The organism is Agrococcus jenensis (assembly GCF_003752465.1).
Classification (GTDB): Bacteria; Actinomycetota; Actinomycetes; order Actinomycetales; family Microbacteriaceae; genus Agrococcus; species Agrococcus jenensis.
Genome location: NZ_RKHJ01000001.1, coordinates 1,949,283 through 1,975,463, shown reverse-complemented (window position 1 = coordinate 1,975,463; position 26,181 = coordinate 1,949,283). Strand labels below are relative to the sequence as shown.

The following is a 26,181-nucleotide window of genomic DNA, read 5'->3' as shown; positions in this document are numbered from 1 at the left end:
GGAAGGGGTCAGTGGGTGAGGATCTTCGACAGGAAGTCCTGGGCCCGCTCGGTCTGCGGGTTCGAGAAGAACGACTCCGGCGTCGAGTCCTCGAGCACCTTGCCGTCGGCCATGAAGAGCACGCGGTCCGCCGCCTTGCGGGCGAAGCCCATCTCGTGCGTGACCGTGATCATGGTCATGCCGCCGTGCGCGAGCTCGACCATGACGTCCAGCACCTCGTTGATCATCTCGGGGTCGAGCGCGCTCGTGGGCTCGTCGAAGAGCATGAGCTTCGGCTCCATCGCGAGCGAACGGGCGATCGCGACGCGCTGCTGCTGCCCGCCCGAGAGCTGGGCGGGCATCTTGTTGGCCTGGTTGGCGATGCCGACGCGCTCGAGCAGCACCATCGCCTGCTCCTCCGCCTCCTTGCGCTTCTTGCCCCGCACCTTCATCGGGCCGAGGGTCACGTTCTCGAGGATCGACTTGTGCGCGAAGAGGTTGAACGACTGGAAGACCATGCCGACGTCGGCCCGCAGCTGCGCGAGGCCCTTGCCCTCGGAGGGCAGCTTGACGCCGTCGATGCGGATCTCGCCGTCGTCGATCGTCTCGAGGCGGTTGATGGCGCGGCAGAACGTCGACTTGCCGGAGCCGGAGGGCCCGATGACGACGACGACCTGGCCCTTGGGGATGCTGACGTTGATGTCGTTCAGCACGTGGAGTTCGCCGTAGTGCTTGTTGACGTGGTCGAGCTCGACGAGGGGCTGCATGCCGCCATCAAAGCACGACCTATGGCCCGGCTGAGCGCGCGATCCCCGGATCGAAACGAAACGGTTACACGGCGCCCGTCAGCTGCGCTGGGCGAACGCGCTCTGGTAGAGGCAGACCGACGCAGCGGTCGCGAGGTTGAGCGACTCCGCGCGTCCGTAGACGGGCAGCCGCACCGCGCGGTCCGCGAGGGCGAGCGTCTTGGCGTCGAGCCCGCGCGCCTCGTTGCCGAACAGCCACGCGGTGGGTCGGGCGAGCACGCCCTCGGCCTGCAGCGCGACGAGGTCCTCCCCCGTCACGTCGGCCGCGAGCACCGAGAGCCCGGCGGCCGCAGCGGCCTCGACGGCGTCGAGCGTCGAGGCGCCGACGGCGATGTCGACGTGGAAGAGCGACCCGGTGGTGGCGCGCACGACCTTGGGCGCGTAGGGGTCGACGGAGTTGGCCGTGACGATGACGGCGGATGCGCCGGCGGCGTCGGCCGCGCGCAGGATCGTGCCGAGGTTGCCGGGGTCGCGCACCTCGTGGAGGATCGCGACGAGCGGGTGCTCCTCTGCGGCGGCGCGCTCGATCGCGTCCTCGAGCCGCACGGGCGACTGGCGGGCGACGGCCACGACGCCCTGCGGGTGCACGGTGTCGGCGAGCGCGGCGAGCGCGCGGTCGGAGACGGCGGTCAGCGTGGCATGCTGCCCGGCCCGCTCGAGCAGGTCGGCGTGGCGCTCGCGCGCGGCGTCGGTGACGAAGACCTCGACGAGCTGCGCGGGCTGCCAGCGCACCGCCTCGTCGAGCGACGCGGGGCCCTCCAACAGGAACAGCCCGGTCGATGACCGGGCTGTTCGCTGCTGGAGTCTCGCAGCCTCTCGCACGCGGGGCGCGCGGGGGCTGTCGAGCATGTCAGGCTGCGTTCTTCGGCGCCGACGTGTCGGCCGGCAGGGCCGCCTTCGCTGCCTCGACGAGGGTCGCGAACGTGGCGGGCTCGTGCACGGCGAGCTCGGCGAGCATGCGACGGTCGACCTCGATGCCCGCGAGGCCGAGGCCCTGGATCAGGCGGTTGTAGGTCAGGCCGTTCGCGCGCGACGCGGCGTTGATGCGCTGGATCCACAGGCGGCGGAAGTCGCCCTTCTTGGCCTTGCGGTCACGGAAGGCGTAGACGTGCGAGTGGAGCAGCTGCTCCTTCGCCTTGCGGTACAGGCGCGAGCGCTGGCCCCGGTAGCCGGAGGCCTGCTCGAGGATGACGCGACGCTTCTTGTGGGCGTTGACCGCCCTCTTGACACGTGCCATGAGTCTGTTCTCTCTTGTCTCTCAGTCGCGCGCGTCAGCGGGCGAGCAGCTTCTTGATGATCTTGGCGTCGGCGGGCGCGAGCACCTTGTCCTTGTTGAGGCGGCGCGTCTGGACCGACGACTTCACCTCGAGGTTGTGGCGCATGCCGGCCTGCTGCTTGCGGATCTTGCCGGTGCCGGTGATCTTGAAGCGCTTCTTCGCACCGGAGTGCGTCTTCTGCTTGGGCATTCTTTTTCTCCTACTCGGATGCTGGCTTGCCGGCGGGCGGACCTGCGGGCTTGGCCTTGGGCGCTGCGGGCTTGCCGGCCGCCGAGGGCGCCGCGGGCGTGGCCGCGGGCTTCGGGACCGCGGGCTTCGCGGCGGGCTTCGGAGCCGCGGGCGCGGCGGAAGGGGTGCCGGCCGGCTTCGCGGCGGCGGGCGACGCGGACGCGGGGCGCGGCGCCATGGACGGGCGCGGTGCGCCGGCCGGGGTCGGCTGCACGGTGCGCGCCGTCTGGCGGGGGCGCGAGTCCGACGACTCCGACGACGGGCGCGACGAGCTCGAGGCGCTCGACGGGCGCGACGACGAGCTGCTCGCGGGGCGCGAGCTGCTGGCCGGCCGCGAGGTGCCGGTCGAGGGGCGCGACGAGCGCGACTCCGAGTCACCGGTCGCGGCGCTGCGGGCGGGCAGCACCGGACGAGCGGGACGCTCGGCATCGAGGGCGGCCTGGTGCGCCGCCTGGCGCTCGGCCTCGGCACGACGCTTCTCCTGGTCGGCGGCGCGCTGGGCCGAGCGGGCGGCGTTGAGCTCCGCCTTCGCGTCCGACTTCGAGCGCATCGGACCGACGATCATGACCATGTTGCGTCCGTCGATCGTCGGCGACGACTCGACCGAGCCGAACTCGCCGATGTCCTCCGCGAAGCGCTGCAGCAGGCGCACACCCAGCTCGGGGCGCGACTGCTCGCGGCCGCGGAACAGGATCATGGCCTTGACCTTGTCGCCGGCCTTCAGGAAGCCCTCGGCGCGCTTGCGCTTGGTCTCGTAGTCGTGCTCGTCGATCTTGAGCCGGAACCGGACCTCCTTGAGGACCGTGTTCGCCTGGTTGCGACGTGCTTCCTTGACCTTCTGAGCCTGCTCGTACTTGAACTTGCCGAAGTCCATGATCTTGACGACGGGCGGGCGGGCGTCGGGCGCGACCTCGACGAGGTCGAGCTCTGCCTCGCGGGCAAGGCGAAGGGCATCCTCGACCCGGACGACGCCGACCTGCTCGCCGGCAGGGCCGACCAGTCGGACTTCAGGGACGCGGATGCGCTCATTGGTGCGGGGATCGCTGATCGCGGGCTCCTTCTCGTTTGCGTGCTGTGTGCTGGTGCACGGCGAACGAGGAGCCGACGCGCGGATCTGCTGCGCGGCTCAGCACCTGGCGACGAAGCGTCGCGGTGCCGTTGACCCGTTAGCCTGGAACGACTGCGGGTGGGATTGCTCCTCTTTCACCTCCGGGCGCGAAGCCCGAAACCTGCAGAAGCCTACCAGAGACCGACCTTCGGGAGAAGAGTGCGATGACCGACGCGATGCAGCACGACCACGACGACGCCATCGCCGAGATGCGCGACATCGCCGAGGTGCCCGCGGTCGAGCTGATCAACACCGTCGCGATCCACCTGCTGAGCGCGGCCGCCGTGAAGGTCGGGCTCGCCGACGACCCCGAGCAGCAGCTCGACCTCGACGAGGCGCGGAAGCTCATCAACGCCCTCGCAGGGCTCGTGACGGCCGCCGCGGCCGAGATCGGCGGCATCCACGCCGCGCCGCTGCGCGACGGCCTGCGCTCGGTGCAGCTCGCCTTCCGCGAGGCGAGCACCATCCCCGACGCGCCCGGCAAGGGTCCGGGCGAGAAGTTCACCGGGCCGGTCAACTAGCGCTCGAGCTCGGCGCGCGTGACGGCGAGCGCTGCGGGCGCCACGAGCGGCAGGCTCGCGGCACCGCCGTCCCAGCGGTGCACCCGCACGGCGACGCTCGCGATGCGCTCCCGCACGACCTCCGCGCCGCCGAGCGCCTGCGCCGCGCGCTGCACCTGGCCGGCGGCGTCGGGCGTGCGGTCGACGAGCGCGTGCACCTCGAGCTCCGCGCCGACCAGCGTGCAGCGCGGATCGCCCGTCGCGAGCACGACCGCCTGCACGGCCGGTGCTGCGAGCAGCGCGTCGAGCACGGCGGCGTGCACGGCCGGATCCTCGACCCCCCAGCGCCAGGGCTCGTCGGTCAGCAGCGCGGTGAGCATCGAGCGGCCGAGCACGAACTCGCCCTCGCCGCCCGGGTCGACGACGATGCGCGCCGGTCCGTCCAGCGCGGCAGCCGCGGCGCGCTGGACGCTCGTGGGCACCGGGCGTGCCCGCGGGTTCCACGCCTGCATGGCGTCGACGCCCGAGAACATCGGCAGGATCGGCTCGCCGTCGGGACCCAGCACCGTGACGATCGACAGCTCCTGCGTCTTGTCGACGGTCCTGCCGCGGTCGTCGACGCCCATCTCCCCCGCCGCCGCGAGCAGCGGCACGAGCAGGCGCTCGCCGCGCAGCGCGTCGACGACGGCTGCCCGGCCGGCGGTCCCGTCGGCGAGGGCGCGCACCGCCTCCCGGTAGCCGGCGGGCGGCGAGCCGTCGTCGCCGGCGTAGGCGGTGTCGTGGTGGTCGAACGAGCGGCCGGCCCACGGCCGCCCGGCCGAGTCTGCCGCCTCAGGCACTCGCGACGTCGAGCGCGGCGGCGAGCGTGAACGCGCCCGCGTAGAGCGCCTTGCCGACGATGGCGCCCTCGACGCCGTGCGGCACGAGCTCGCGGAGCGCGGCGATGTCGTCGAGGCTCGCGATGCCGCCGGAGGCGACGACGGGCTTCTCGGTGCGCTCGGCGACCTGCCGCAGCAGCTCGATGTTCGGGCCCTGGAGGGTGCCGTCCTTCGTGACGTCGGTGACCACGTAGCGGCTGCACCCGGCGGCCTCGAGCCGATCGAGCACATCCCACAGGTCGCCGCCGTCCTGGGTCCAGCCTCGTGCCGCGAGCGTGGTGCCGCGCACGTCGAGGCCCACCGCGATCTGCTCGCCGTACTCCGCGATGACGGAGGCCGTCCACTCCGGGTTCTCGAGGGCCGCGGTGCCGAGGTTGATGCGCTTCACGCCGGTGGCGAGCGCGGCCTCGAGCGAGGACTCGTCGCGGATGCCGCCCGAGAGCTCGACCTGCACCCGGCCGCGGACCGCCTTGATGACCTTCTTGATCACGCCGCGGTTGTCGCCGCGGCCGAAGGCGGCGTCGAGGTCGACGAGGTGCAGCCACTCGGCGCCCTGCCGCACCCAGTCCTCGGCGGCCTCGACCGGGCTGCCGAACGACGTCTCGGTGCCGGCCTTGCCCTGCGTCAGCCGCACCGCCTTGCCGTCGGCGACGTCGATGGCGGGCAGCAGCTGGAGCTTGGGCGACTGGTTGAAGTCGGTCATGGGGGTTCGATGCCTTCCGGGGGTAGGAGCTCAGAGGCCGCTGACCCAGTTCCGCAGCAGGCGGATGCCCGCGTCGCCCGACTTCTCGGGGTGGAACTGGGTGGCGGCGAGGGGGCCGTTCTCGACGGCGGCGATGAATCGCTCGCCGTGCTCGGCCCACGTCACGCGCGGCTGGCGGATGCGCGGGTGCGGGTCGATGCTCCACTCGGTGGCCGCGTAGGAGTGCACGAAGTAGAAGCGCTCGTCGCGGAGCCCGGCGAAGAGCGTGGAGTCGTCGGGGGCGTCGACCTGCGCCCAGCCCATGTGGGGCAGGATGTCGGCCTGCAGCCGGCGGATCGTGCCGGGCCACTCGTCGAGGCCGACGGTCGGGCTGCCGCCCTCCTCGCCGCTCGAGAAGAGCACCTGCATGCCCACGCAGATGCCGAGCACCGGGCGAGAGCCCGCGAGGCGTCGGCCGATGAGCTCGCCGCCGCGGATCGCCTGGATGCCGGCCATGCACGCGGCCATCGAGCCGACGCCCGGCACGACGAGGCCGTCGGCCTCCATGACCGCGCTGCGGTCGGCGGTGAGCGTCACGTCGGCGCCGGCCGCCTCGAGCGCCTTCGCGGCGGAGTGCACGTTGCCGAGCCCGTAGTCGAGCAGGGCGACGCGGGGACGCGCCGCCATCAGAGCGCGCCCTTGGTCGACGGCACGCCGGTGACGCGGGGGTCGCGCTCGACCGCGACCCGGAGCGCGCGCGCGAAGGCCTTGAACTCGGCCTCCGCGACGTGGTGGGGATCGCGGCCGGCGAGCACCTCGACGTGCGCGGTGATCCGGGCGTTCAGGGTGATCGCCTCGAAGACGTGCCGCACGAGCGAGCCGGTGAAGTGGCCGCCGATGCGGTGGAGCTCGAAGCCGGCCGGCTCGCCGCCGTGCACGAGGAAGGGGCGACCGGAGAGGTCGACGACGGCGCGCGCGAGGGCCTCGTCGAGCGGCACGGTGGCGTCGCCGTAGCGCCGCACCCCTGCCTTGTCGCCGAGCGCCTCTGCGAGCGCGAGGCCGAGCGCGATCGCGGTGTCCTCGACGGTGTGGTGCGCGTCGATGTCGGTGTCGCCGGACGCCTCGACCGTGAGGTCGATGAGCGAGTGCTTCGCGAAGGCCGTCAGCATGTGGTCGTAGAACGGCACGGTCGTCGAGATCGACGAGGTGCCGTCGCCGTCGAGGTCGAGCGAGAGGCGGATGCTCGACTCGCTCGTCGTGCGCTCGATGGAAGCAGTGCGGGCCATGCGTCGATCCTATTCCGCGCCGAGCTCGGCCATCGCGGCCAGCAGCGCGCTCGTCTCGGCCCGCGTGCCGGCGGTGATGCGCAGCGTGTGCGGCAGGCCGACGTCGCGCACGAGGATGCCGCGGTCGAGCAGCGCGCGGAACGTCGCCTGCGGATCGGCGACGCCGCCGACGAGCACGAAGTTGGCGTCGGACGGGTAGGGGTCGAAGCCCATGGCCGTCAGCTCGTCGACGATCCGGTCCCGCTGGGTGCGCAGCTCGTCGACGCGCGACAGCATCTCGTCGCTGTGGCGGAGCGCGGCGACCGCAGCAGCCTGCGTGATCGCCGACAGGTGGTACGGGAGCCGGACGAGCCGGAGCGCATCGACGACCGCGGGGTGCGCGGCGAGGTAGCCGACGCGGATGCCGGCGAACGCGAACGCCTTGCTCATCGTGCGGGAGACCAGCAGGCGCGGGTACCGGTCGAGCAGCGAGAGCGCGGTCTGGCTGCGGTCGTGCGCGAACTCGGCGTACGCCTCGTCGACGAGCACGATGCCGCGCGCAGCCTCGGCGGCGGCCTCGACGACGTCGAGGCCGATCGCCGTGCCGGTGGGGTTGTTGGGCGAGCAGAGGAAGACGACGTCCGGGTCGTGCTCGGCGATCGCGGCGCGCACGGCGTCCGGGCTGATGGTGAAGTCGGCGGCGCGCGGCACCGGCACCCACCGCATGCCGACGCCCTGCGCGAGCAGCGGGTACATCGAGTACGTGGGGGTGAACGACAGCAGCGAGCGGCCGGGGCCGCCGAAGGCCTGCAGCACGTGCTGCAGCACCTCGTTCGAGCCGTTGCCCGCCCACAGCTGCGCGGGCTCGAGGCCGTGCCCGAGGTAGTCGGCGAAGGCACGGCGGAGCGCGTCGAACTCGCGGTCCGGATAGCGGTTCGCGTCCGGGAGCGCGCGAGCGATCTCCTGCACGATGTCGAGCGCGACCGCCTCCGGCACGCGGTAGGCGTTCTCGTTGACGTTGAGCCGCACCGGCACGTCGAGCTGCGGGGCGCCGTACGGCGTCAGCCCGCGCAGGTCGTCGCGGATGGGGAGGTCGTCGAGGCTCGTCACCGAACCAGCCTAGGACGGCGCGCGAGCCGCGCCGGGCGCGGCCCCGCGCTCAGCGCGAGTAGTGCGCGGGGATCGCCAGCTGCTCGCCGGGCTGGATCGCGCCGGCGATGCCGTTGAGCAGCTCGATCTCGGCGATCACGTCGCGCGGGTCGGCCTCGGGGGCGACGGCCTCGGCGATCTGCCAGAGCGACTGGCCCGGCAGCACCGTGATGTGCTCGAACTCGGCGGTGCTGGTGGAGGACGACGCGACGGCGCCGGCGAGCGCGCCGCCCAGGACGCCGGCACCGGCAAGGGTGCCCGCGACGATGACGGGGGCGGCGACGAGCAGCGCGAGGGCGCGGCGACCGCGCGGCGTCATGCGCACCCGGACGGTCGGCGTGCCGGTGATGCGTGCGGTGGCGATGGCAGTCATGGCCTGCTCCTCTCGTGGGATCCGCAGCCGGTGCTCGGCCGGGAGCACCGGCCGCGAATCTCTGTTTCGAACCTATCTTCGATTCCACGGATGCGTCAAGCCCTGTCGCGGAGAATCTCCACGACACGCTCGAACATCCGTTTGATCCGGGCACCCTGTCGGATACGCTTTCGAACCACCAGGAGTCAAGCAGGGGCTACTGACATCGAGAGCGGGCGGGCATGGCGAGGCAGCTGACGGACAAGCAGCAGGCGATCCTGCAGATGATCCAGCGAGCGGTGCGCCAGCGCGGCTACCCGCCCAGCTACCGCGAGATCGGCGACGCCGTCGGGCTCTCCTCGCTCTCGAGCGTCACCCACCAGCTCGGCCAGCTCGAGCTCGCCGGCGCGATCCGCCGCGACCCCTCGCGCCCCCGCACCATCGAGGTGCTCGTCGACGACGAGGTCGACGAGACCGCCGGCAGCGTCGACCAGGCCACGTTCGTGCCGCTCGTCGGCCGCATCGCCGCCGGCATCCCGATCACGGCGGAGCAGCAGGTCGAGGACGTCTTCCCGCTGCCGAAGCAGCTCGTCGGCACCGGCGACCTCTTCATGCTCAAGGTCGTCGGCGACTCGATGATCGACGCCGCGATCTGCGACGGCGACTGGGTCGTCGTGCGACAGCAGCAGACGGCCGACAACGGCGACATCGTCGCCGCGATGCTCGACGGCGAGGCCACCGTGAAGGTCTTCAAGCAGCGCGACGGCCACACGTGGCTGCTGCCCCGCAACTCGGCGTTCGAGCCGATCCTCGGCGACGAGTCCGACGTGCTGGGTCGCGTCGTCGCCGTGCTGCGAGCCGTCTAGGCGTCAGGCGGCCGGCTCGACCCGGAACTCCGCCAGCTGCGCGAGCGCCGCCTCGGTGACCTTCGCGTCGACGCGCGTGCCCGCCTCCTCGTAGGCCTCGCGCAGCACCTCGAAGCGGTCGTGGAGCATCGCGATGATGTCGCCACGGTCGAACGGCACGAGCAGCGACACCGCGACCTCGGGCCGCGGCAGCAGCTCGGCGATCCTCGCGAGGATCGCGTCGACGCCCTCGCCCGTCCGCGCGGAGGCGAAGACGCCGTCCGGCTGCAGACCGCGCAGCACGAGCCGCTCGTCGTCGCTGATGAGGTCGGCCTTGTTGAACACGACGACCTCGGGGATCGAGCGCGCGCCCGTCTCGCCCAGCACGTCGCGCACGGTCGCGATCTGCGCCGCCGGGTCCGGGTGGCTCGCGTCGACGACGTGCACGACGACGTCCGACTCCGCCACCTCCTCGAACGTCGAGCGGAACGCCTCGACGAGCTGGTGCGGCAGGTTGCGCACGAAGCCGACCGTGTCGGCGATCGTGAACTCGCGGCCGTCGGGCGTGGTCGAGCGCCGCACCGTCGCGTCGAGGGTCGCGAACAGCGCGTTCTCGACCAGCACGCCCGCGCCGGTGATGCGGTTGAGCAGGCTCGACTTGCCGGCGTTGGTGTAGCCCACGATCGCGACGCCCGGCACCTCGAAGCGGTCGCGGTTCGCGCGCTTCGCCTGCCGCGCGGGCCCGAAGCCCTTGATCTGCTTCCGCAGCCGCGCCATGCGGGTGTGGATGCGACGGCGGTCGAGCTCGATCTTCGTCTCACCCGGTCCGCGCGAGCCCATGCCCGCGCCCTGGCCGCCGACCTGGCCACCAGCCTGGCGCGACATCGACTCGCCCCAGCCGCGCAGTCGCGGCAGCAGGTACTCGAGCTGCGCGAGCTCGACCTGCGCCTTGCCCTCGCGGCTCGTGGCGTGCTGGCTGAAGATGTCGAGGATCACCGCCGTGCGGTCGATCACCTTGACCTTCACCTGGTCCTCGAGCGCGCGGCGCTGGCTCGGTGAGAGCTCGCTGTCGGCGATCACGGTGTCGGCGCCGAGCTCCTTGACGATGGCGGCGAGCTCCTCCGCCTTGCCGCGGCCGACGTAGGTCGCGGGGTCGGGGTTGGGGCGGCGCTGCAGCATGCCGTCGAGCACCCGAGCGCCGGCTGTCTCGGCGAGCGCGGCGAGCTCGCGCAGCGAGTTCTCGGCGTCCTCCGCACCGCTCGCGCCGCCCGAGTAGACGCCGACGAGCACGACGTTCTCGAGCCGGAGCTGGCGGTACTCGACCTCGGTGACGTCCTCGAGCTCGGTGCGCAGCCCGTCGACCCGTCGGAGCGCAGCGCGATCCGCGCGCTCGAGCTGCGCGCCGTCGACGTCGTCGCCGAACCCCGCGTCGAGCGCGGTGTCGTCGTCCTGCAGCGCTTGCGCGCGCTCGCCGAGCACGTCGTCCTCCGACGCCGCCCAGGCCAGGATGCGCTCCGTCGCGCGCCCGGGACCGGTGGGTCCGCTGTCCTGCGGTGCTGCCATGCTTCGTCCTTCGCTACTGTCGTGTCCGTGCCGGACCACTACTTCTCACCCGATCCCGCCGCGCCCTCGTCCATCCGGACCATCCGGGTGCCCATCGCGGGCGAGGAGCGGGAGATGGTCACGGCCACCGGTGTCTTCTCCGGAGACCGCCTCGACGTCGGCACCGCGGTGCTGTTGGATGCCGTGCCCGCACCCCCCGAGGCCGGCGAGCTGCTGGACCTGGGCTGCGGCTGGGGGCCGATCGCCACGACGCTCGCGCTCCGCTCCCCCGCCGCCCGCGTGTGGGCGGTCGACGTCAATGCCCGAGCGCTCTCGCTCGTGGAGCGGAATGCCGAGCTGCTCAGCATATCGAACATCACGGCCGCCTCGCCCGAGCTCGTGCCGGAGGACGTGCGGTTCGACGTCATCTGGTCGAACCCGCCCATCCGCATCGGCAAGGCCGAGCTGCACGCGCTGCTGGAGCGGTGGATCCCGCGGCTGGCGCCCGGGGCCACGGCGTGGCTCGTGGTGCAGAAGCACCTCGGCGCCGACTCGCTGCTGCGGTGGCTCGCGGAGCGCTTCGAGGGCTTCGACGTCGAGCGCGCCGACTCCCGGAAGACGTACCGCATCATCGCCGTCACCGCGCCGGACTGAGCGTCTCTCCGCGGAAGACGATCTCGGCGGGCCCGGTGAGCCAGGCGTGGCCGCGCTCGTCGACGTCGACCTCGAGCCGGCCGCCCGGCACGTCGACGATCCAGCGGTCGGCGGCGTCCCCCGACCAGTGCCGGGTCGCCATCGCCGCGGCGACGGCGCCCGTGCCGCAGGAGAGCGTCTCGCCGACGCCCCGCTCGTGCACGCGCATGCGGATCGAGCCGATGCCGTCGGCGATCGCCCCGGGCACGACGAACTCGACGTTCGCGCCGTCGACGGGTGCCGGGTCGAGCGACGGCGCCCGGTGCAGGTCGAGGCCGGCCAGCTCGTCCTCGCTCGCGAGGGCGACCACGACGTGCGGGTTGCCGGTCGACACCAGCAGGCCCGGCCGGTCGACCTCCAGCCCGTCGGCGGCGACCAGGGCCATCTCGCCGAGCTCGAAGGGGCCGAGGTCGACGGAGAGCAGCTCCCCGCGGCGCACGACGCGCTTGACGCCCGCGCGCGTGGCCACGTCGATCGCACCGCCGTCCGGCAGCTCCTCGAGCCCCGCCTCGAGCAGGTAGCGCACGAACACGCGCACGCCGTTGCCGCACATCTCGCTCACGCTGCCGTCGGCGTTCCAGTAGTCCATCGCCCAGGTGCCCTCGGCCGCGCTGTCGAGGATCGCGACGCCCGTGGCGCCCGCACGCACCGCGCGGATGACGCCGTCGCCGCCGACGCCGAAGCGCCGGTCGGCGAGCGCGCGGACGCGCTCGGGCGTGAGCGGCGCGCTGCCGTCGGCGTCGGCGACCAGCACGAAGTCGTTGCCGGTCCCGTGCCCCTTCGAGAAGCCCTGCGGGATCACCTGCGTCATGCTCCCAGGCTACCGACCGCTCGGCGCGCGAGCTCGGCCGAGTCCATCGGGGGCGCGGCCGGGTAGCGCTGGAACCACGACACCTGGCGGCGGGCGTAGCGGCGCGTGAGCGCCTGCGTGCGTTCCACCGCCTCCGCCTCGTCGATGCGCCCGTCGAGCTGGTCGAGCGCCTGGCGGTAGCCGATCGCCTGCTGCGCGGTCGTGCCCCGCTCGATACCGGCCTCGCGCAGCGCGCGCGCCTCGTCGACGATGCCGAGCGCCCACATGCCCGCGACGCGCGCGTCGAGGCGCTCGACGAGCGCGGCGCGGTCCGCGCGCACGTGCTGGATGATCGTCGGCCGCACGAGCGACTTCTCGGGCGGCAGCCCCACGCGGAAGGGCTCGCCGGTGAGCGTGACCGCCTCCAGCGCGCGCACGAGCCGCCTGCCGTTGTGCGGGCCGATCGCGGCGGCGGCGCTCGCGTCGACGGCCGCGAGCCGCGCGTGCATCGCCGCTGCGCCCGACGCCTCGAGCTCGGCCTCGAGGGCGGCGCGGAGCGCTGCGTCCGTCGCGGGGAAGGCGAAGTCGTAGAGCACGCTCGAGGCGTAGAGGCCGCTGCCGCCGACCAGGATCGGCACGGCGCCGCGCGCCTCGATCGCCGCGATCGCTCCCAGCGCGGCATCGCGGTAGGCCGGCACGGCGGCGTCCTGCCAGGGCTCGAGCACGTCGAGCAGGTGGTGCGGATGGCCGCGGCGCTCGTCGACGCCCGCCTTCGCTGTGCCGATGTCCATGCCGCGGTACAGCTGCATCGCGTCGCAGTTGACGATCTCGGCGGTTCCGCCGAGGCGCGCGACGGCGTCGGCGATGTCGAGCGACGTCGCCGTCTTGCCGGTGCCGGTGGCCCCGATGACGGCGATGAGGGTCACGTGGCGCGGAGCACGGGCAGGCCGAGGGAGACGGGGCGCGGGCCGCCGCCGGCGACGGGCGCCGGCACGGCGCACGAGTCCGCCTGCGCGCGATCCCACGCGTCGCCCGCGCGCGTGCGCCGCAGCGCGACCGGCCCGTCGTCGGCGATGAGGTGGAACGGCGCCGCGTGCGTGACGGCCACCGTCACGACGTCGCCGGGGCGCGGCACGTCGGCGCCGGGCGCGAAGTGCACCAGCCGGTTGTCCTCGGCGCGGCCGCTGAGCCGGTGCGTCGTCACGTCCTTCCTGCCCTCGCTGTTCGAGACGAGCACGTCGACCGTGCGGCCGACCTGCGCGCGGTTCTCCTCGAAGGCGATGCGGTCCTGGAGCGCGACGAGGCGCTCGAAGCGCTCCTGCACGACCTCCTTCGGCACCTGGTCGGGCATCGTCGCCGCAGGGGTGCCCGGCCGGATCGAGTACTGGAACGTGAACGCCGACGCGAAGCGCGACGCCTCGACGACCCGGAGCGTCTCGGCGAAGTCCTCCTCGGTCTCACCGGGGAAGCCGACGATGATGTCGGTCGTGATCGCCGCGTGCGGGATGCGCTCGCGCACCCGGTCGAGGATGCCGAGGAACCGGGTCGAGCGGTAGGAGCGCCGCATCGCGCGCAGCACACGGTCGGAGCCCGACTGCAGCGGCATGTGGAGCTGCGGCATCACCGCATCCGTCTCGGCCATCGCGTCGATCACGTCGTCGGTGAACGCCGCCGGGTGCGGGCTCGTGAAGCGGATGCGCTCGAGGCCGTCGATCTCGCCCGCGGCCCGCAGCAGCTTGCCGAACGCGAGTCGGTCGCCGAACTCGACACCGTACGAGTTGACGTTCTGGCCCAGGAGCGTGACCTCGACGACGCCGTCGTCGACGAGCGCCTGCAGCTCGGCGAGCACGTCGCCGGGCCTGCGGTCGCGCTCCTTGCCGCGGAGCGACGGCACGATGCAGAACGTGCACGTGTTGTTGCACCCGACCGAGATCGACACCCAGCCCGCGTAGGTGGATTCCCGCTTCGAGGGCAGCGTCGACGGGAACACCTCGAGCGCCTCGAGGATCTCGACCTCCGCCTCGCCGTTGTGGCGGCTGCGCTCGAGCAGCGTCGGCAGCGAGCCGATGTTGTGCGTGCCGAAGACGACGTCGACCCAGGGCGCGCGCTCGACGATCGTCGAGCGGTCCTTCTGCGCGAGGCAGCCGCCCACCGCGATCTGGAAGCCGGGCCGCTCGCGCTTGGTCTTGGCGAGCTGCCCCAGGTGCCCGTAGAGCCGCTGGTCGGCGTTCTCGCGCACCGCGCAGGTGTTGATGACGACGACGTCGGGCGCGCCGTCCTCCGCCTCGACGAGGCCCGCCGCCTCGAGCGAGCCGCGCAGGCGCTCCGAGTCGTGGACGTTCATCTGGCAGCCGAACGTCTTGACCTCGTAGGTGCGCGCTGGAGCGATCACGGACATGTCGCCCAGGCTACCCGCGCTCGATCGAGCGCTGCGCTCGTCAGCCCTGCGTCGCGTTCAGCTCGTAGGTGTTCCCGTCGGTGCCCTGGCCCGACAGGCTCATCGAGCCGTCGGTGGCCGTGCCGGAGAGCGACACGTCGAACGTCTCGCTGCCGCTCTCGTCGACGGAGATCTGCGTGATGGTCATGTCGAGCGTGTCGCCGCTGAGCGTCCACACGTCGCCGGGCGAGTCGAACTCGCTCCCCGCCCAGTCGGCGAAGTCGATCGTGCCGTCCTCGTTGAGGGTGAAGGCGATGTCGGTCACCTGGCCGTTGAAGTCACCGGTCCAGCTCGTGCCGGCGAGGTCGCCGGTGCCCGCGCCGGGGTCGCCGGAGCCGGGGTCGCCCGAGACGACCGGTGCCTGCGTGGCCACGGGTGCGCCGCCCATCGGAGGCAGCTGGATGCAGCCCGTCAGTGCGAGCAGCGAGGCGCCTGCGAGGGCGGGGACAGCGAGGAGGCGGGTCGTCTTCATGGGAGCAACCTATCCTGCGGCTGAGCGTTCGTACCTGCACACGCGCTGAGTTTTCTTCCGGTCGGTGCTCTCTGCCGATCGGTCAGCGGAACCGCGGCCCCTGCGTGCTCGGGCCCCTGGATCGCTGCGGCCTCGTGCGCTCGATCGCGATCCTCACCGTGCCGCCGGAGAAGCCGCGCCGCTGCAGGTAGCCGGTGAGGCGGCGCTCGGCCGTCTCGTCGTCGAGGCTCCCCGAACGGCGTCGTCGCTCGGCAGCGGCGTCGATCGCGCGCTGGAGCTCGTCGTCACGATCCGCCTCGTCGAGCTCGTCGGGGTCGAGGCCGCGCTTGCGCAGCTCTGCCGCCACGCCGCGCTCGCCCAGGTGCTTGCGCTCGCGCAGCCGCTCCGCAGTGTCGCGGGCCAGCTGCGCGTCGTCGACGAGCCCCTCGGCCTCGAGCCGGTCGAGCACGGCGGCCCGCACCTCCGGCTCGACGTCGCGCCGCTCGAGCGTGCGGTCGAGCTCCTGCCGGCTCGCTGCGCGGCGGCCGAGCGCGCGCAGGGCGATGGAGCGCGCCGACTCCTCGTCGACGGGCTCCATCGCCGCTGGCTCGTCGCCGAACCCCTCCGCGTCGCGCTCGGCGTCGCGGGCGACCCAGGCCGAGAGCTCGGTGACGCCCGCCAGACGGTCGGAGTCGCTCACGCGCCCTGGCGCCCCTGCCTGCGTGCGTCGAGCGACTCGACGCTGCCCTGCGCCTCGGCTGCTGGCTTGCCGGCGCCGATGCCGAGCTTCGTCAGGATCTGACGCTCGATCTCGGCCGCGATGTCGGGGTTCTCGATGAGGAACTGCCGGGCCTTCTCCTTGCCCTGGCCGAGCTGGTCGCCGTCGTAGGTGTACCAGGCGCCCGACTTGCGGACGATGCCGTGCTCGACGCCGAAGTCGATCAGGCTGCCCTCGCGCGAGACGCCGATGCCGTAGAGGATGTCGAACTCGGCCTGCCGGAAGGGCGGGGCCATCTTGTTCTTCACGACCTTGACGCGCGTGCGGTTGCCGACCGCCTCGGTGCCGTCCTTGAGCGTCTCGATGCGACGGATGTCGAGCCGCACCGACGCGTAGAACTTCAGCGCCTTGCCGCCCGCGGTCGTCTCGGGGCTGCCGAAGAAGACGCCGATCTTCTCGCGCAGCTGGTTGATGAAGATCATCGTCGTCTGCGTCTGGTTGAGCCCACCGGTGAGCTTGCGGAGCGCCTGCGACATGAGGCGGGCCTGCAGGCCGACGTGGCTGTCACCCATCTCGCCCTCGATCTCGGCGCGCGGCACGAGCGCCGCGACGGAGTCGATGACGACGAGGTCGATCGAGCCGGAGCGCACGAGCATGTCGGCGATCTCGAGCGCCTGCTCGCCCGTGTCGGGCTGCGAGACGAGCAGCGCGTCGATGTCGACGCCGAGCTTCTTCGCGTACTCGGGGTCGAGCGCGTGCTCCGCGTCGATGAAGGCGGCGATGCCGCCGGCCTTCTGCGCGTTCGCGATCGCGTGCAGCGTGAGCGTGGTCTTGCCGGAGGACTCGGGGCCGTAGATCTCGACGATGCGGCCGCGCGGCAGTCCGCCGATGCCGAGCGCGACGTCGAGCGCGATCGAGCCGGTGGAGATGGTCTCGACCGGTGCGCGCTCCTCGCTGCCGAGGCGCATCACCGATCCCTTGCCGAACTGGCGGTCGATCTGGGCGAGCGCCGCCTCGAGGGACTTCTCGCGGTCTGCGGGTGTGGGCATTGCTGGGCCTTCCGTCGGTGGTGCGCTCACGCTACGGCGGGCCGCTGACATGCGTGCGGCCCCAGCACCCGCCTGTGGATGACGGTGCCGTCGTGCCTCATCAGCCTACGCGCGCATCGAACGAGTCTTCGAACGACGGGCGGCGTGTCGCGACCCCGCTCAGGCGCGCGGCGCGCGCATCCCGCGGCCGTGGCGGCGCTCGGCCGGCACGTCCTTCGCGTCGCACAGCGCCTGCCAGATGGCGCGCGCGGGCACACCGGCGGCAAGGGCCTCAGCGGCCGTGCGGCCGCCGAGGCTCCCCAGCGTCATGTCGGTCATGAGCACCGCGCCGAGGGCGCCGAATTCCTCTGTGACCGCGAGCTGCAGCTCGCTCGTCCTCACCCGCGCTCCCTCAGCGGACGGCCGCGTCGAACTCCGCCACGAGCTCGTCGGGCAGCGTGTCGGGCACCGTCGAGCCGATCGAGTCGAGCTCGCCGTAGCTGAGCCCCTCGAGCACCGCGAGCCGGTCGCCCACCTCTCGGAGGATCTTCGACAGCGGCACCTCGAGGGCGTCGGCGACCGAGGCGAGGATCTCGCTCGAGGCCTCCTTCTGACCGCGCTCGACCTCGCTGAGATAGCCCAGCGCGACCGAGGCGCGCGAGGCGACCTGGCGCAGCGTCCTGCCCTGTCGGAGGCGGACGTCGCGCAGGACGTCGCCGATCTCCTGTCGTACCAGCACCATGGTCTCCCCCTTCACCGTGGCCGGATGCATCAGCATAGTCGCAGGCTCCCTGCGCCCAGCCGTGCTCGGTTCGATGTTGACAACATCAGTGTCACATCCGGCATTCCGCACCGGCCCCTGGTCAGGATGTGGATTCGCTGTGCATCACGAGGTCGGTGCGATCGAGCGCGGCGTCGAGGTCCGCGAGCGCCGCCTCGAGCGCCGCGTGCCGCACGGCCTCACGGTCGCCGAGCACGACGTGCGACGACGCCTCGGCGACGAGCCCGTCGTTCGTCTCGAGCTCGATGCCGATGTGGAACTCGCCCGGCGGGTGGTCGTCCTGCGCGCCCGGGCCTGCGACGCCGGTCGTCCCGAGCCCGATCGTGCATGCCGACCGGTCGAGCGCCGCGAGCTGCCGCACGCCCCTCGCCATCCAGATCGCCACGTCGGGGTCCACCGCGCCGCGCTCCGCCAGCAGCGACGCCGGCACGTGCAGCACCCGCTGCTTCATCTCCGTCGCGTAGGCCACGACGCCGAGCCGCAGCACGACCGAGGCGCCCGGCGTGCGGACGAGCGTCTCCGCGACCAGGCCGCCGGTGAGCGACTCTGCCACCGCGATCGTCACGCCCCGCGCCGCGGCTCGCGCGACGATCCGGGCGGCCAGCTCCTGTGCTTCCATCATCGTCCTCTCACTGCGTGCACCACGAACTCGATCCCCGAGTAGACCGTGAGGGCGACGGCGATCGTCATCGTGACGACGCACACCCACACCGCCCAGTCCCCCAGCCACGCCTGCAGCGGCAGCAGCGCGAGCGGCAGCGCGATCGCCTGCGCCATCGTCTTGGCCTTGCCGGCCCAATCGGCCGCGATGACCACCTGCTGCGCCACCACGAGCCGGTACACGGTGATGCCGACCTCCCGCACGAGCACCACGATCGTGATCCACCAGGGCAGCTCCCCGAGCAGCGAGAGCACGACGAACGCGCTGCCGGTGATGGCCTTGTCAGCGATCGGGTCGATGAGCTTGCCGAGATCGGTCACGAGGCCGCGTCCGCGCGCGATCTGCCCGTCGACGAAGTCGGTGGCGATCAGCACCGCGAACAGCACGGCCGCCATCGTGCGCGCGAGCGAGGGCTCGGGGTTCGTGAGCGCGACGACGATGAAGACCGGGGTGAGCAGGATGCGCGCGAACGAGATGAGGTTGGGCACGCTGGCGACGCTCGCCGGCTCGTCGCCGCGCCGCCAGATGCGGCCGCGCCACGGACTGAGGATCCCCATGCTGCGAGGCTACCGACTCGAGCCGAGCGGGTCGGTCAGTCGCGGCCCGTGAGCGACCAGGCGTCCTGGTCGTCGTCGTCGGCCTCCACGACCTCCAGCCCGTCGCGGTTCGCCTCGTCGAACGGGTCGGCGTAGCGGTCGTCGGCCTCGATCCAGGCGGCGCCGTCGTCGTCCGCGGCGTCGTCAACGTCGTCGGCGCTGTCCTCCCGCGACGCGGGCGCGGGCGCCGGCGCCGGCGCGGCGGCCGCGCGCGGCGCAGCGGTCGGGCCCTCCCCGCGCAGCGACGCGAGCACCGTGGCGAGGTTGTCCGGCGGCACGAGCACGTCGCGCGCCTTCGACCCCTCCGACGGACCGACGATCTCGCGGGACTCGAGCAGGTCCATGAGTCGACCGGCCTTCGCGAAGCCGACGCGCAGCTTGCGCTGCAGCATCGACGTCGAGCCGAACTGCGTCGAGATGACGAGCTCCGCCGCGGCGCAGAGGTCCTCGAGGTCGTCGCCGATGTCGCTGTCGATCTCGCGCTTCTCGGCGACCTCGGCGACGTCGTCGCGGTACTCGGGCTGCGCCTGCCCGGTGACGTGCTGGACGACGCGCTGGATCTCGGCCTCGTCGACCCAGGCGCCCTGCACGCGCATCGCCTTGTTCGCGCCCATGGGCAGGAAGAGGCCGTCGCCTTGGCCGATGAGCTTGTCGGCGCCCGGCTGGTCGAGGATGACGCGCGAGTCGGTGACGCTCGAGACCGCGAACGCGAAGCGGCTCGGCACGTTCGCCTTGATGAGTCCGGTGACGACGTCGACCGAGGGGCGCTGCGTCGCGAGCACGAGGTGGATGCCGGCCGCGCGGGCGAGCTGGGTGATGCGCACGATCGAGTCCTCGACGTCGCGCGGTGCGACCATCATGAGGTCGGCGAGCTCGTCGACGACGACGAGCAGGTACGGGTAGGGCTTGAGCGCGCGCTGGCTGCCGGCGGGCAGCACGATCTCGTCGGCGCGCACGGCCTTGTTGAAGTCGTCGATGTGCTTGTAGCCGAACGACGCGAGGTCGTCGTACCGCATGTCCATCTCCTTCACGACCCACTGCAGCGCCTCTGCCGCCTTCTTGGGGTTCGTGATGATCGGGGTGATGAGGTGCGGCACGCCCTGGTAGGCCGTGAGCTCGACGCGCTTCGGGTCGACGAGCACCATCCGCACATCGGCGGGGGTCGAGCGCATGAGCAGGCTCGTGATCATCGAGTTCACGAACGACGACTTGCCGGAGCCGGTCGAGCCGGCGACGAGCAGGTGGGGCATCTTCGCGAGGTTCGCGACGACGTAGCCGCCCTCGACGTCCTTGCCGATGCCGATCGTCATCGGGTGCTTCGAGTCGGCGGCCGCGCGCGAGCGCAGCACGTCGCCGAGCTTGACGATCTCGCGGTCTGGGTTCGGGATCTCGATGCCGATCGCGCTCTTGCCCGGGATGGGCGAGAGGATACGGACCTCGTTCGACGCGACGGCGTAGGAGAGGTTCTTCGACAGGGCCGTGACGCGCTCGACCTTGACGCCGGGCGCGACCTCGACCTCGTAGCGCGTGACGGTCGGGCCGCGCGAGAAGCCGGTGACCTTCGCGTCGACGTTGAACGAGCTGAGCACCTGCGTGAGGGAGGCGACGATCTCGTCGTTCGCGGCCGAGCGCGCCTTGGGCGGGTCGCCCTGACCGAGCGAGGCGATCGAGGGCAGGCGGTAGGGGCGCTCGCGCGGGGGCGCGGCGGGCGCGGCCGGCGCCACGGCATCCGCGACCTCGACGGCCTCGTCGTCGCCGACGATCTCGCCGGTGTGCTTGCGCATCGCCTCCTCGGCCTGCTCGAGCGAGGCGAGCACAGCCGTGGCGTAGTCGTCGTGCTCGTCGGCGTCGGCGGCCGGCAGCGGCTCGACGACGGCGGCCGGCACGCGGTCGACGTGCGTGGTCGGCTGCTCGCGGTCGACGAGCACCGGGGTGTCGTAGGCGGGGTCGACCTCGCGGCCTGTGGCGTTGCGGCGCCAGAACGGCAGCGCGTCGGGATCGTCGACGAGCTCGTCGTCGGCGATCTGGGCGGCCTCCGCCTTGGCGAGCTCCTTGGCGTCGCGGCGCTCGCGGCGCGCGGTCTCGCGCTCCTCGGGCGTCGCGGTCTCGACGCCGAACAGGTAGCCGTAGAGCTCGCGGAGGCGGTCGGGGATGCGGTTGGGGGCGGTGCGGGTGATGACGAGCACCGCGAAGGCGGCGATGAGGCCGCAGATGATGCCGGCGCCGATGCCGGTGACGAGCGCGGCGAGCGGCGCGGCGATGACCCATCCCAGGATGCCGCCGGCGTCGGCGAGCGCGGGCATGCCGAGCGAGGCGTCCGGCATGCCGAGCACGACGTGGCAGAGGCCGGCGACGGCGATGAGCAGCATGGCAAGGCCGACCCCGACGCGGCCGTTGTCGCTCACGGAGGCCGGGTGCCGGAACATCCACAGCGCCAGCAGCACGAGCACGACGGGCAGCGCGATCGCGACCTGGCCGAAGAGCCCGCCGAACGTGTAGGCGGAGATCGCCTGCGCGACCGGGCTGGTCGGCAGGATCCACTCCACGATGGCGCCCGCGATGGCGAGCAGCGTCAGCAGGAACGGCACGCCGTCGCGGCGCTCGTCCTTCGCGAGCGACTCGCGGCCGAACACCCGCGCGCCGGCGCCGGTGGCGTGGGCGAGGCCCATCCAGACGCGCTGGCCGACGCCGGGACCGTGGTCCTCGAAGGTCGGCTGCGCGGTGGCCCCGCGCGTGCGCTGCACCTTCGTGGTCGCGGTGGCACCCTTGCCCTTCGAGGCGGCGCTGGTCGAACGCGGGCGCGTCGGCTTGGTCGTGGACATGCGCACACCCTAAGCGCGGGCGCCGACGCCGCCGCGGAGGCGCTCCGCGGCGGCGTCGATGCGACGCCTAGGCCTCGATGACCACCGGGACGATCATCGGGCGGCGGCGGATGCGCGTGCCGACCCAGCGGCCGACCGTGCGGCGCACGACCTGCTGGTACTGGTGCTGGTCGCGCACGCCCTGCTCCCCCGCCTCAGCGAGCGCCTTGACGATCTTCGGGCGGATCTCGTCGAAGACCTTGTCGTCCTCGGCGAAGCCGCGGGCGTGGATCTCCGGCCCGACGATGACCTTGCCGGTCTGCGGCTCCAGCGCGATGAAGATCGAGATGAAGCCCTCCTCGGCGAGGATCCGCCGGTCCTTGAGGTCGGCCTCGTCGATGCGGCCGACGGAGGAGCCGTCGACGTAGACGAAGCCGATCTCGACCTGGCCGGCCACGCGGATCCGGTGGTCCTTGAGGTCCCAGACGGTGCCGTTCTCGCCCACGAACGCACGCTCGCGCGGCACGCCGGTGTCGATCGCGAGCTGCGCCGCCGCGTGCAGGTGGCGGTACTCGCCGTGCACCGGGATGACGTTGGCGGGTCCCAGGATGTTGTAGCAGTAGAGCAGCTCGCCGGCGGACGCGTGGCCCGAGACGTGCACCTTCGCGGAGCCCTTGTGCACGACCTTCGCGCCGAGCTGCATGAGCCCGTTGATGATGCGGAAGACCGCGTTCTCGTTGCCCGGGATGAGGCTCGACGCGAGGATGACGGTGTCGTCCGCGCCGACCTCGATGCGGTGCTCGCCGTTCACGATGCGGCTCAGCACGGCCATCGGCTCGCCCTGCGAGCCGGTCGACATGTAGACGACCTCGCGCGGCGGCAGGTTCTCGGCGCGCTTCTGCTCGATGACGACGCCGTCCGGCACCTTGAGGTAGCCGAGCTCGGCGGCGATGCCCATGTTGCGCACCATCGAGCGGCCGACGAACGCGACCTTGCGGCCGTTCTCGGCCGCCGCGTCCAGGACCTGCTGCACGCGGTGCACGTGGCTCGAGAACGAGGCGACGACGACGAGGCCGGTGGTCTTCGCGATCACCTGCGAGATGACCGGGCCGATCTCGCGCTCGGGCGCGGTGAAGCCGGGCACGTCGGCGTTCGTCGAGTCGACCAGGAACGCGTCGACGCCCTCCTCGCCGAGCCGCGCGAAGGCGCGCAGGTCGGTGATGCGGTCGTCGAGCGGCAGCTGGTCCATCTTGAAGTCGCCGGTGTGGAGCACGAGTCCGGCACGCGTGCGGATCGCGACCGCGAGCGCGTCGGGGATGGAGTGGTTGACGGCGATGAACTCGGTCTCGAACGGGCCGAGCTGCTCGATCTGGCCCTCGCGCACCGTGTGCGTGTAGGGCTTGATGCGGTGCTCCTTGAGCTTCGCCTCGATGAGGGCGAGCGTCAGCTGCGAGCCGAGCAGGGGGATGTCGGCCTTGAGGCGCAGCAGGTAGGGCACCGCGCCGATGTGATCCTCGTGCCCGTGCGTGAGCACGACGCCGACGACGTCGTCGAGGCGGTCGCGGATGGGCCCGAAGTCGGGCAGGATCAGGTCGACGCCGGGCTGGTGCTCCTCGGGGAAGAGCACGCCGCAGTCGACGATGAGCAGCTTGCCGTCGAGCTCGTAGACGGTCATGTTGCGGCCGACCTCGCCGAGGCCGCCGAGCGGGATGATGCGGAGCGTGCCTGCCTCGAGCGGGGCAGGCTGGATGATGGCCGTCAATGGCCCTCCTTCGTATGGAGCCCGCCGTGCGGCGAGCGGATGCGGTGGGGTGCGCGCGCCGGGCGCGCTGTCGTCTGCGGGGCGGAGCCTGCGGGGCTATCGCGTGGTGCCGTGCACCTTGGGCAGCGCGCCGCCGGCGGCCGCGTTGCGGTCCGGCCGGAAGCGGCTGAGGTCGAGGCCGTCGACGCCCCGGACGAGGGCGATCTCGTCCTCGATGAGCGCGGCCTCGGTGTCCTCGGGGCCGACGAGCGGCAGGCGCACGCGCGGGCTGCCGATGCGGCCGAGGCCGTGGAGGATGTACTTGCTGGCGACCGTGCCGGGCACGTGCGTCATGGTGGCGCGCACGAGCGGCTCGAGCGCCTTGTGCTGCTCCTGCGCCGTGTGCAGGTCGCCCGCGTTCACCGCGTCGATCATGGTGCGGTACGGACGCGGGGCGATGTTGGCGGTCACCCCGATGAGGCCGGAGGCGCCGATCGCGAGGTGCGGCAGCACGTTCGCGTCGTCGCCCGAGAAGTAGAGCAGGTCGGTCTGGTTGAGCACGCGGCTCACCTCGGCGAAGTCGCCCTTGGCGTCCTTCACAGCGAGGATGTTCGGGTGCTTGGCGGCGCGGACGAGGGTCTCGAAGCGGATCGGGATGCCCGACCGGCCGGGGATGTCGTAGAGGATGACCGGCAGATCGGTCGCGTCGGCGATCATCCGGAAGTGCGTGAGGATGCCCGACTGCGTCGGCTTGTTGTAGTACGGCGTCACGATCATCACGCCGTCGGCGCCCGCGAGCTCGGCCTGCCGGTAGAGGTCCATCGCGTGCGCGGTCTCGTTCGAGCCGCCGCCCTGGATGATCTTCGCCCGGTCCCCCGCGACGGCCTTCGCAACCTCGACGAGGCGGATCTTCTCGGGGTCCGTGAGCGTCGACGTCTCGCCGGTCGTGCCGGAGACGACGATGCCGTCGGCGCCGTTCGTCACGACGTCGTCGATGAGCCGCTCGACGTCGTCCCAGTCGACCTCGCCATCGACGCCCATCGGGGTCACGAGCGCGACGAGCACCTGGCCGAAGGGATTGGCGTTCACCCTCCCAGGGTACCGCGCCATGCGTGCAGCGGGTCCTGGCCCGATGCAGAGATGCAAGAAACGCAATTCTGCAACATCGTTCGCATGCGACACTGGTAGCAGATCATGCGCAGGCTGCACATCGCCGCAAGCGCAGGATCGCCGCACCATCGCCTCAGCATCAAGGACAGCCATGCGCGCCCTCATCTCCATCGCCGCCGCGTTCGCCCTCGTGGTCGCCGGTCTCACCACCGCTGCCGCGCCTGCCGAGGCGGTGACGACCGAGCGCTACGCCGGTGCGGACCGCTACGCGACGAGCGTCGCCATCTCGCGCGCCACGAACGCCGGCACCACGGTGTTCCTCGCGAACGGCGAGAAGTTCCCGGATGCGCTCGCCGCCGGCCCGGTCGCGGCGGCGGAGCGGGCGCACCTGCTGCTGACCGCGCCCGGCCAGCTGCCGGCCATCGTGGCCCAGCGCATCGGCGAGCTCCGGCCGACCGAGATCGTGGTCGTCGGCTCGCAGGCCTCCGTCTCGGCCGCCGTCGCCTCGCAGGCGGCGGGCATCAGCGGCGCGCGCGTCACCCGCATCGGCGGCGTGGACCGCGTCGACACGTCGCTGCGGCTGCTCGACCGGCTCGCGGCGCGCGGCGCGGTCAGCACCGTCTGGGTCGCCTCCGGCTTCGACTTCCCCGACGCGCTCGTGGCGGCATCCGTCGCCGGACGGGCCCGGGCGGCCGTCGTGCTCGACCACCACGCCGCCGACGCGGCGTCGGCGCGGGCCTGGGCCGACCGGGTGCGTCCCGCCGTCAGCGGTCGCCACGTGCGGATCGCGGGCGGCGAGCCCTCGGTGAGCGCCGCCGACGCGCAGGCCCTCCGCGGTGCCGGCGCCGCATCCGTCACGCGCTACGCCGGGCAGGACCGCTACACGACAGCGCGCATCATCAACGACGCGTTCGCCGCGACGCCGGCCGAGCCGACGATGCTCCTCACCACCGGCAGCAACTTCCCGGACGCCCTCTCCGGGGCCGTGCACGCCTCGCTCCGCGGCGTGCCCATGTACCTGACGACCGGCACCTGCAACACGGCGATCGCCGACATGCTCCGCGGCGAGGCGACCCAGCGCGGCATCACCCGGGTGATCGGCCTGGGCACCGCCACCACGATCAGCAACACGTCGCTCTCCCTCGGGCCGTGCCCCCGCACGCTCGCCGACGAGGTGGGCGACGCGTACGGCAGGTTCGCGGCCCGCTCCTACAGCGGCACGGGCGACCGGGTCATCGATCTCGGTGCGGGCATCCCCTTCGCCCAGATCCGCGCCAGCATGCCGAGCGGCGGCATGAACCAGATCGGCGCGCTCGACGCCGGCCACCAGCTCGTCGACCTGCCGCTGTCGATCACGGGCGCCTACGCGGGCACGTCGCTGCTCGCGGTCGACAGCCGCGCCACGCCGGCGCGCTTCCTCCAGGTGACGTCGGCCGGCTCGTGGACGATCCAGGTCAGCGACCTTACGAGCGCGCCCGTGCTGACCGGCTCCGCGAGCGGCAGCGCCGACGCGGTGTACCTGTACGGCGGCGTCGCCCGCACGGTCGAGGCGAGCAGCAGCGGGGCGTCGTTCTTCGGGGTGCGGGAGGTCGCGGGCCCCTACGCGACGCAGGCATGGCCGTTCTCGGCGTGCTGCGAGCCGTTCACGAGCTCGGGCCAGCTGCGCGCCGGCCCGTCGGTGCTCGGCGTGATGGCCGAGGACTCCTGGACGCTCAGGTTCCGCTAGGCCGTTACCGAATCGCAATGCGATCGGGGCTCTTCTT

Annotated in this window: 29 protein-coding genes; 4 read left to right on the top strand and 25 right to left on the bottom strand. The window is 72.5% G+C overall.

What is annotated here, in order from left to right:
- Positions 1-8: 8 nt before the first annotated feature.
- The 5 genes from EDD26_RS09760 to infC form a co-directional block, all read right to left on the bottom strand.
- Positions 9-746, bottom strand: a complete 738-nt coding sequence (locus tag EDD26_RS09760; RefSeq protein WP_123697542.1) for an amino acid ABC transporter ATP-binding protein — start codon at positions 744-746, stop codon at positions 9-11.
- Between the two features lie 78 nt (positions 747-824).
- Positions 825-1,634, bottom strand: coding sequence for a TrmH family RNA methyltransferase (locus EDD26_RS09755; protein WP_123697541.1), 810 nt, complete (start codon positions 1,632-1,634; stop codon positions 825-827).
- A 1-nt stretch (position 1,635) separates the two neighbouring features.
- Positions 1,636-2,022, bottom strand: coding sequence for a 50S ribosomal protein L20 (gene rplT / locus EDD26_RS09750; RefSeq protein WP_123697540.1), 387 nt, complete (start codon positions 2,020-2,022; stop codon positions 1,636-1,638).
- A 34-nt stretch (positions 2,023-2,056) separates the two neighbouring features.
- Positions 2,057-2,251 carry a 50S ribosomal protein L35 gene (gene rpmI / locus EDD26_RS09745; RefSeq protein ID WP_123697539.1) on the bottom strand — a complete coding sequence of 65 codons (195 nt, stop codon included), beginning with the start codon at positions 2,249-2,251 and terminating at the stop codon, positions 2,057-2,059.
- Between the two features lie 10 nt (positions 2,252-2,261).
- Entirely contained in the window at positions 2,262-3,290 is a 1,029-nt protein-coding gene (infC, locus tag EDD26_RS09740) for a translation initiation factor IF-3 (RefSeq protein WP_245990089.1), read from the bottom strand.
- A 272-nt stretch (positions 3,291-3,562) separates the two neighbouring features.
- Here infC and EDD26_RS09735 point away from each other — a divergent pair, with 272 nt between their 5' ends.
- Positions 3,563-3,919 carry a DUF1844 domain-containing protein gene (locus tag EDD26_RS09735; protein WP_245989841.1) on the top strand — a complete coding sequence of 119 codons (357 nt, stop codon included), beginning with the start codon at positions 3,563-3,565 and terminating at the stop codon, positions 3,917-3,919.
- Here EDD26_RS09735 and EDD26_RS09730 read toward each other — a convergent pair.
- Genes EDD26_RS09730 through EDD26_RS09705 form a run of 6 tightly spaced genes read right to left on the bottom strand, consistent with a single transcriptional unit; the run spans position 3,916 to position 8,245 of the window.
- Positions 3,916-4,737, bottom strand: a complete 822-nt coding sequence (locus tag EDD26_RS09730) for an SseB family protein (protein ID WP_123697537.1) — start codon at positions 4,735-4,737, stop codon at positions 3,916-3,918. The genes EDD26_RS09735 and EDD26_RS09730 overlap by 4 nt on opposite strands.
- Entirely contained in the window at positions 4,730-5,479 is a 750-nt protein-coding gene (gene priA / locus EDD26_RS09725) for a bifunctional 1-(5-phosphoribosyl)-5-((5-phosphoribosylamino)methylideneamino)imidazole-4-carboxamide isomerase/phosphoribosylanthranilate isomerase PriA (RefSeq protein WP_123697536.1), read from the bottom strand. The genes EDD26_RS09730 and priA overlap by 8 nt, the downstream gene beginning before the upstream one ends.
- Before the next feature lie 30 nt (positions 5,480-5,509).
- Entirely contained in the window at positions 5,510-6,145 is a 636-nt protein-coding gene (gene hisH, locus EDD26_RS09720; RefSeq protein WP_123697535.1) for an imidazole glycerol phosphate synthase subunit HisH, read from the bottom strand.
- Positions 6,145-6,744, bottom strand: a complete 600-nt coding sequence (gene hisB, locus EDD26_RS09715; protein ID WP_123697534.1) for an imidazoleglycerol-phosphate dehydratase HisB — start codon at positions 6,742-6,744, stop codon at positions 6,145-6,147. The genes hisH and hisB overlap by 1 nt, the downstream gene beginning before the upstream one ends.
- A gap of 9 nt (positions 6,745-6,753) precedes the next feature.
- Positions 6,754-7,833: a histidinol-phosphate transaminase gene (locus EDD26_RS09710; RefSeq protein WP_123697533.1), complete on the bottom strand. Its 1,080-nt coding sequence runs from the start codon at positions 7,831-7,833 to the stop codon at positions 6,754-6,756.
- A gap of 49 nt (positions 7,834-7,882) precedes the next feature.
- Positions 7,883-8,245 carry a hypothetical protein gene (locus EDD26_RS09705; protein WP_123697532.1) on the bottom strand — a complete coding sequence of 121 codons (363 nt, stop codon included), beginning with the start codon at positions 8,243-8,245 and terminating at the stop codon, positions 7,883-7,885.
- 221 nt (positions 8,246-8,466) lie between these two features.
- Between EDD26_RS09705 and lexA the strand changes: the two genes are divergently transcribed.
- A complete protein-coding gene (gene lexA / locus EDD26_RS09700) occupies positions 8,467-9,090 on the top strand; it encodes a transcriptional repressor LexA (protein WP_123697531.1) in 624 nt (207 codons plus the stop codon).
- A gap of 3 nt (positions 9,091-9,093) precedes the next feature.
- Here lexA and hflX read toward each other — a convergent pair whose 3' ends face one another.
- Positions 9,094-10,632, bottom strand: coding sequence for a GTPase HflX (gene hflX, locus EDD26_RS09695; protein ID WP_123697530.1), 1,539 nt, complete (start codon positions 10,630-10,632; stop codon positions 9,094-9,096).
- 21 nt (positions 10,633-10,653) lie between these two features.
- Here hflX and EDD26_RS09690 point away from each other — a divergent pair, with 21 nt between their 5' ends.
- A complete protein-coding gene (locus EDD26_RS09690) occupies positions 10,654-11,265 on the top strand; it encodes a class I SAM-dependent methyltransferase (RefSeq protein WP_425453437.1) in 612 nt (203 codons plus the stop codon).
- Here the strand turns inward: EDD26_RS09690 and dapF are convergent.
- The 13 genes from dapF to dapA all read right to left on the bottom strand — a co-directional run bounded on the left by dapF (position 11,249) and on the right by dapA (position 24,397).
- Complete coding sequence (dapF, locus tag EDD26_RS09685; RefSeq protein ID WP_123697529.1) at positions 11,249-12,115, bottom strand: diaminopimelate epimerase; 867 nt, start codon at positions 12,113-12,115, stop codon at positions 11,249-11,251. The genes EDD26_RS09690 and dapF overlap by 17 nt on opposite strands.
- The gene (gene miaA, locus EDD26_RS09680) at positions 12,112-13,020 is read right to left on the bottom strand and encodes a tRNA (adenosine(37)-N6)-dimethylallyltransferase MiaA (protein ID WP_123697528.1); all 909 of its coding nucleotides are present in this window, start codon (positions 13,018-13,020) and stop codon (positions 12,112-12,114) included. The genes dapF and miaA overlap by 4 nt, the downstream gene beginning before the upstream one ends.
- Complete coding sequence (gene miaB / locus EDD26_RS09675; protein ID WP_123697527.1) at positions 13,017-14,492, bottom strand: tRNA (N6-isopentenyl adenosine(37)-C2)-methylthiotransferase MiaB; 1,476 nt, start codon at positions 14,490-14,492, stop codon at positions 13,017-13,019. The genes miaA and miaB overlap by 4 nt, the downstream gene beginning before the upstream one ends.
- A 40-nt stretch (positions 14,493-14,532) precedes the next feature.
- A complete protein-coding gene (locus tag EDD26_RS09670; RefSeq protein ID WP_123697526.1) occupies positions 14,533-15,003 on the bottom strand; it encodes a hypothetical protein in 471 nt (156 codons plus the stop codon).
- An 82-nt stretch (positions 15,004-15,085) separates the two neighbouring features.
- Positions 15,086-15,682, bottom strand: coding sequence for a regulatory protein RecX (locus EDD26_RS09665; protein WP_123697525.1), 597 nt, complete (start codon positions 15,680-15,682; stop codon positions 15,086-15,088).
- A complete protein-coding gene (recA, locus tag EDD26_RS09660) occupies positions 15,679-16,749 on the bottom strand; it encodes a recombinase RecA (protein WP_123697524.1) in 1,071 nt (356 codons plus the stop codon). The genes EDD26_RS09665 and recA overlap by 4 nt, the downstream gene beginning before the upstream one ends.
- A 159-nt stretch (positions 16,750-16,908) precedes the next feature.
- Positions 16,909-17,130, bottom strand: a complete 222-nt coding sequence (locus EDD26_RS09655) for a DUF3046 domain-containing protein (protein ID WP_123697523.1) — start codon at positions 17,128-17,130, stop codon at positions 16,909-16,911.
- Positions 17,131-17,140: 10 nt separating this feature from the next.
- A complete protein-coding gene (locus EDD26_RS09650) occupies positions 17,141-17,470 on the bottom strand; it encodes a helix-turn-helix domain-containing protein (protein WP_123698528.1) in 330 nt (109 codons plus the stop codon).
- Between the two features lie 121 nt (positions 17,471-17,591).
- Positions 17,592-18,131, bottom strand: coding sequence for a CinA family protein (locus EDD26_RS09645; protein ID WP_170165601.1), 540 nt, complete (start codon positions 18,129-18,131; stop codon positions 17,592-17,594).
- Entirely contained in the window at positions 18,128-18,727 is a 600-nt protein-coding gene (pgsA, locus tag EDD26_RS09640) for a CDP-diacylglycerol--glycerol-3-phosphate 3-phosphatidyltransferase (protein WP_123697521.1), read from the bottom strand. The genes EDD26_RS09645 and pgsA overlap by 4 nt, the downstream gene beginning before the upstream one ends.
- A 35-nt stretch (positions 18,728-18,762) precedes the next feature.
- Positions 18,763-21,588, bottom strand: coding sequence for a DNA translocase FtsK (locus EDD26_RS09635; protein ID WP_123697520.1), 2,826 nt, complete (start codon positions 21,586-21,588; stop codon positions 18,763-18,765).
- 67 nt (positions 21,589-21,655) lie between these two features.
- A complete protein-coding gene (locus EDD26_RS09630; RefSeq protein ID WP_281273320.1) occupies positions 21,656-23,329 on the bottom strand; it encodes a ribonuclease J in 1,674 nt (557 codons plus the stop codon).
- A gap of 96 nt (positions 23,330-23,425) precedes the next feature.
- Positions 23,426-24,397 carry a 4-hydroxy-tetrahydrodipicolinate synthase gene (dapA, locus tag EDD26_RS09625; RefSeq protein ID WP_425453436.1) on the bottom strand — a complete coding sequence of 324 codons (972 nt, stop codon included), beginning with the start codon at positions 24,395-24,397 and terminating at the stop codon, positions 23,426-23,428.
- 172 nt (positions 24,398-24,569) lie between these two features.
- Here dapA and EDD26_RS14545 point away from each other — a divergent pair, with 172 nt between their 5' ends.
- On the top strand, positions 24,570-26,144 hold the full coding sequence (locus tag EDD26_RS14545; RefSeq protein WP_170165600.1) for a cell wall-binding repeat-containing protein: 1,575 nt from the start codon (positions 24,570-24,572) through the stop codon (positions 26,142-26,144).
- The last annotated feature ends 37 nt before the right edge of the window (positions 26,145-26,181 follow it).

Coding starts and splice junctions, on each gene's coding strand:
- hflX (WP_123697530.1), bottom strand. CDS start 10,632: ATGGCAGCACCGCAGGACAGCGGACCCACCGGTCCCGGGCGCGCGACG.
- hisB (WP_123697534.1), bottom strand. CDS start 6,744: ATGGCCCGCACTGCTTCCATCGAGCGCACGACGAGCGAGTCGAGCATC.
- EDD26_RS09755 (WP_123697541.1), bottom strand. CDS start 1,634: ATGCTCGACAGCCCCCGCGCGCCCCGCGTGCGAGAGGCTGCGAGACTC.
- miaB (WP_123697527.1), bottom strand. CDS start 14,492: ATGTCCGTGATCGCTCCAGCGCGCACCTACGAGGTCAAGACGTTCGGC.
- EDD26_RS09645 (WP_170165601.1), bottom strand. CDS start 18,131: ATGATGGAAGCACAGGAGCTGGCCGCCCGGATCGTCGCGCGAGCCGCG.
- EDD26_RS09735 (WP_245989841.1), top strand. CDS start 3,563: ATGACCGACGCGATGCAGCACGACCACGACGACGCCATCGCCGAGATG.
- EDD26_RS14545 (WP_170165600.1), top strand. CDS start 24,570: ATGCGCGCCCTCATCTCCATCGCCGCCGCGTTCGCCCTCGTGGTCGCC.
- EDD26_RS09635 (WP_123697520.1), bottom strand. CDS start 21,588: ATGTCCACGACCAAGCCGACGCGCCCGCGTTCGACCAGCGCCGCCTCG.
- EDD26_RS09705 (WP_123697532.1), bottom strand. CDS start 8,245: ATGACTGCCATCGCCACCGCACGCATCACCGGCACGCCGACCGTCCGG.
- recA (WP_123697524.1), bottom strand. CDS start 16,749: ATGCCCACACCCGCAGACCGCGAGAAGTCCCTCGAGGCGGCGCTCGCC.
- priA (WP_123697536.1), bottom strand. CDS start 5,479: ATGACCGACTTCAACCAGTCGCCCAAGCTCCAGCTGCTGCCCGCCATC.
- dapF (WP_123697529.1), bottom strand. CDS start 12,115: ATGACGCAGGTGATCCCGCAGGGCTTCTCGAAGGGGCACGGGACCGGC.
- EDD26_RS09650 (WP_123698528.1), bottom strand. CDS start 17,470: ATGGTGCTGGTACGACAGGAGATCGGCGACGTCCTGCGCGACGTCCGC.
- hisH (WP_123697535.1), bottom strand. CDS start 6,145: ATGGCGGCGCGTCCCCGCGTCGCCCTGCTCGACTACGGGCTCGGCAAC.
- rpmI (WP_123697539.1), bottom strand. CDS start 2,251: ATGCCCAAGCAGAAGACGCACTCCGGTGCGAAGAAGCGCTTCAAGATC.
- pgsA (WP_123697521.1), bottom strand. CDS start 18,727: ATGGGGATCCTCAGTCCGTGGCGCGGCCGCATCTGGCGGCGCGGCGAC.
- lexA (WP_123697531.1), top strand. CDS start 8,467: ATGGCGAGGCAGCTGACGGACAAGCAGCAGGCGATCCTGCAGATGATC.
- EDD26_RS09670 (WP_123697526.1), bottom strand. CDS start 15,003: ATGAAGACGACCCGCCTCCTCGCTGTCCCCGCCCTCGCAGGCGCCTCG.
- EDD26_RS09760 (WP_123697542.1), bottom strand. CDS start 746: ATGCAGCCCCTCGTCGAGCTCGACCACGTCAACAAGCACTACGGCGAA.
- rplT (WP_123697540.1), bottom strand. CDS start 2,022: ATGGCACGTGTCAAGAGGGCGGTCAACGCCCACAAGAAGCGTCGCGTC.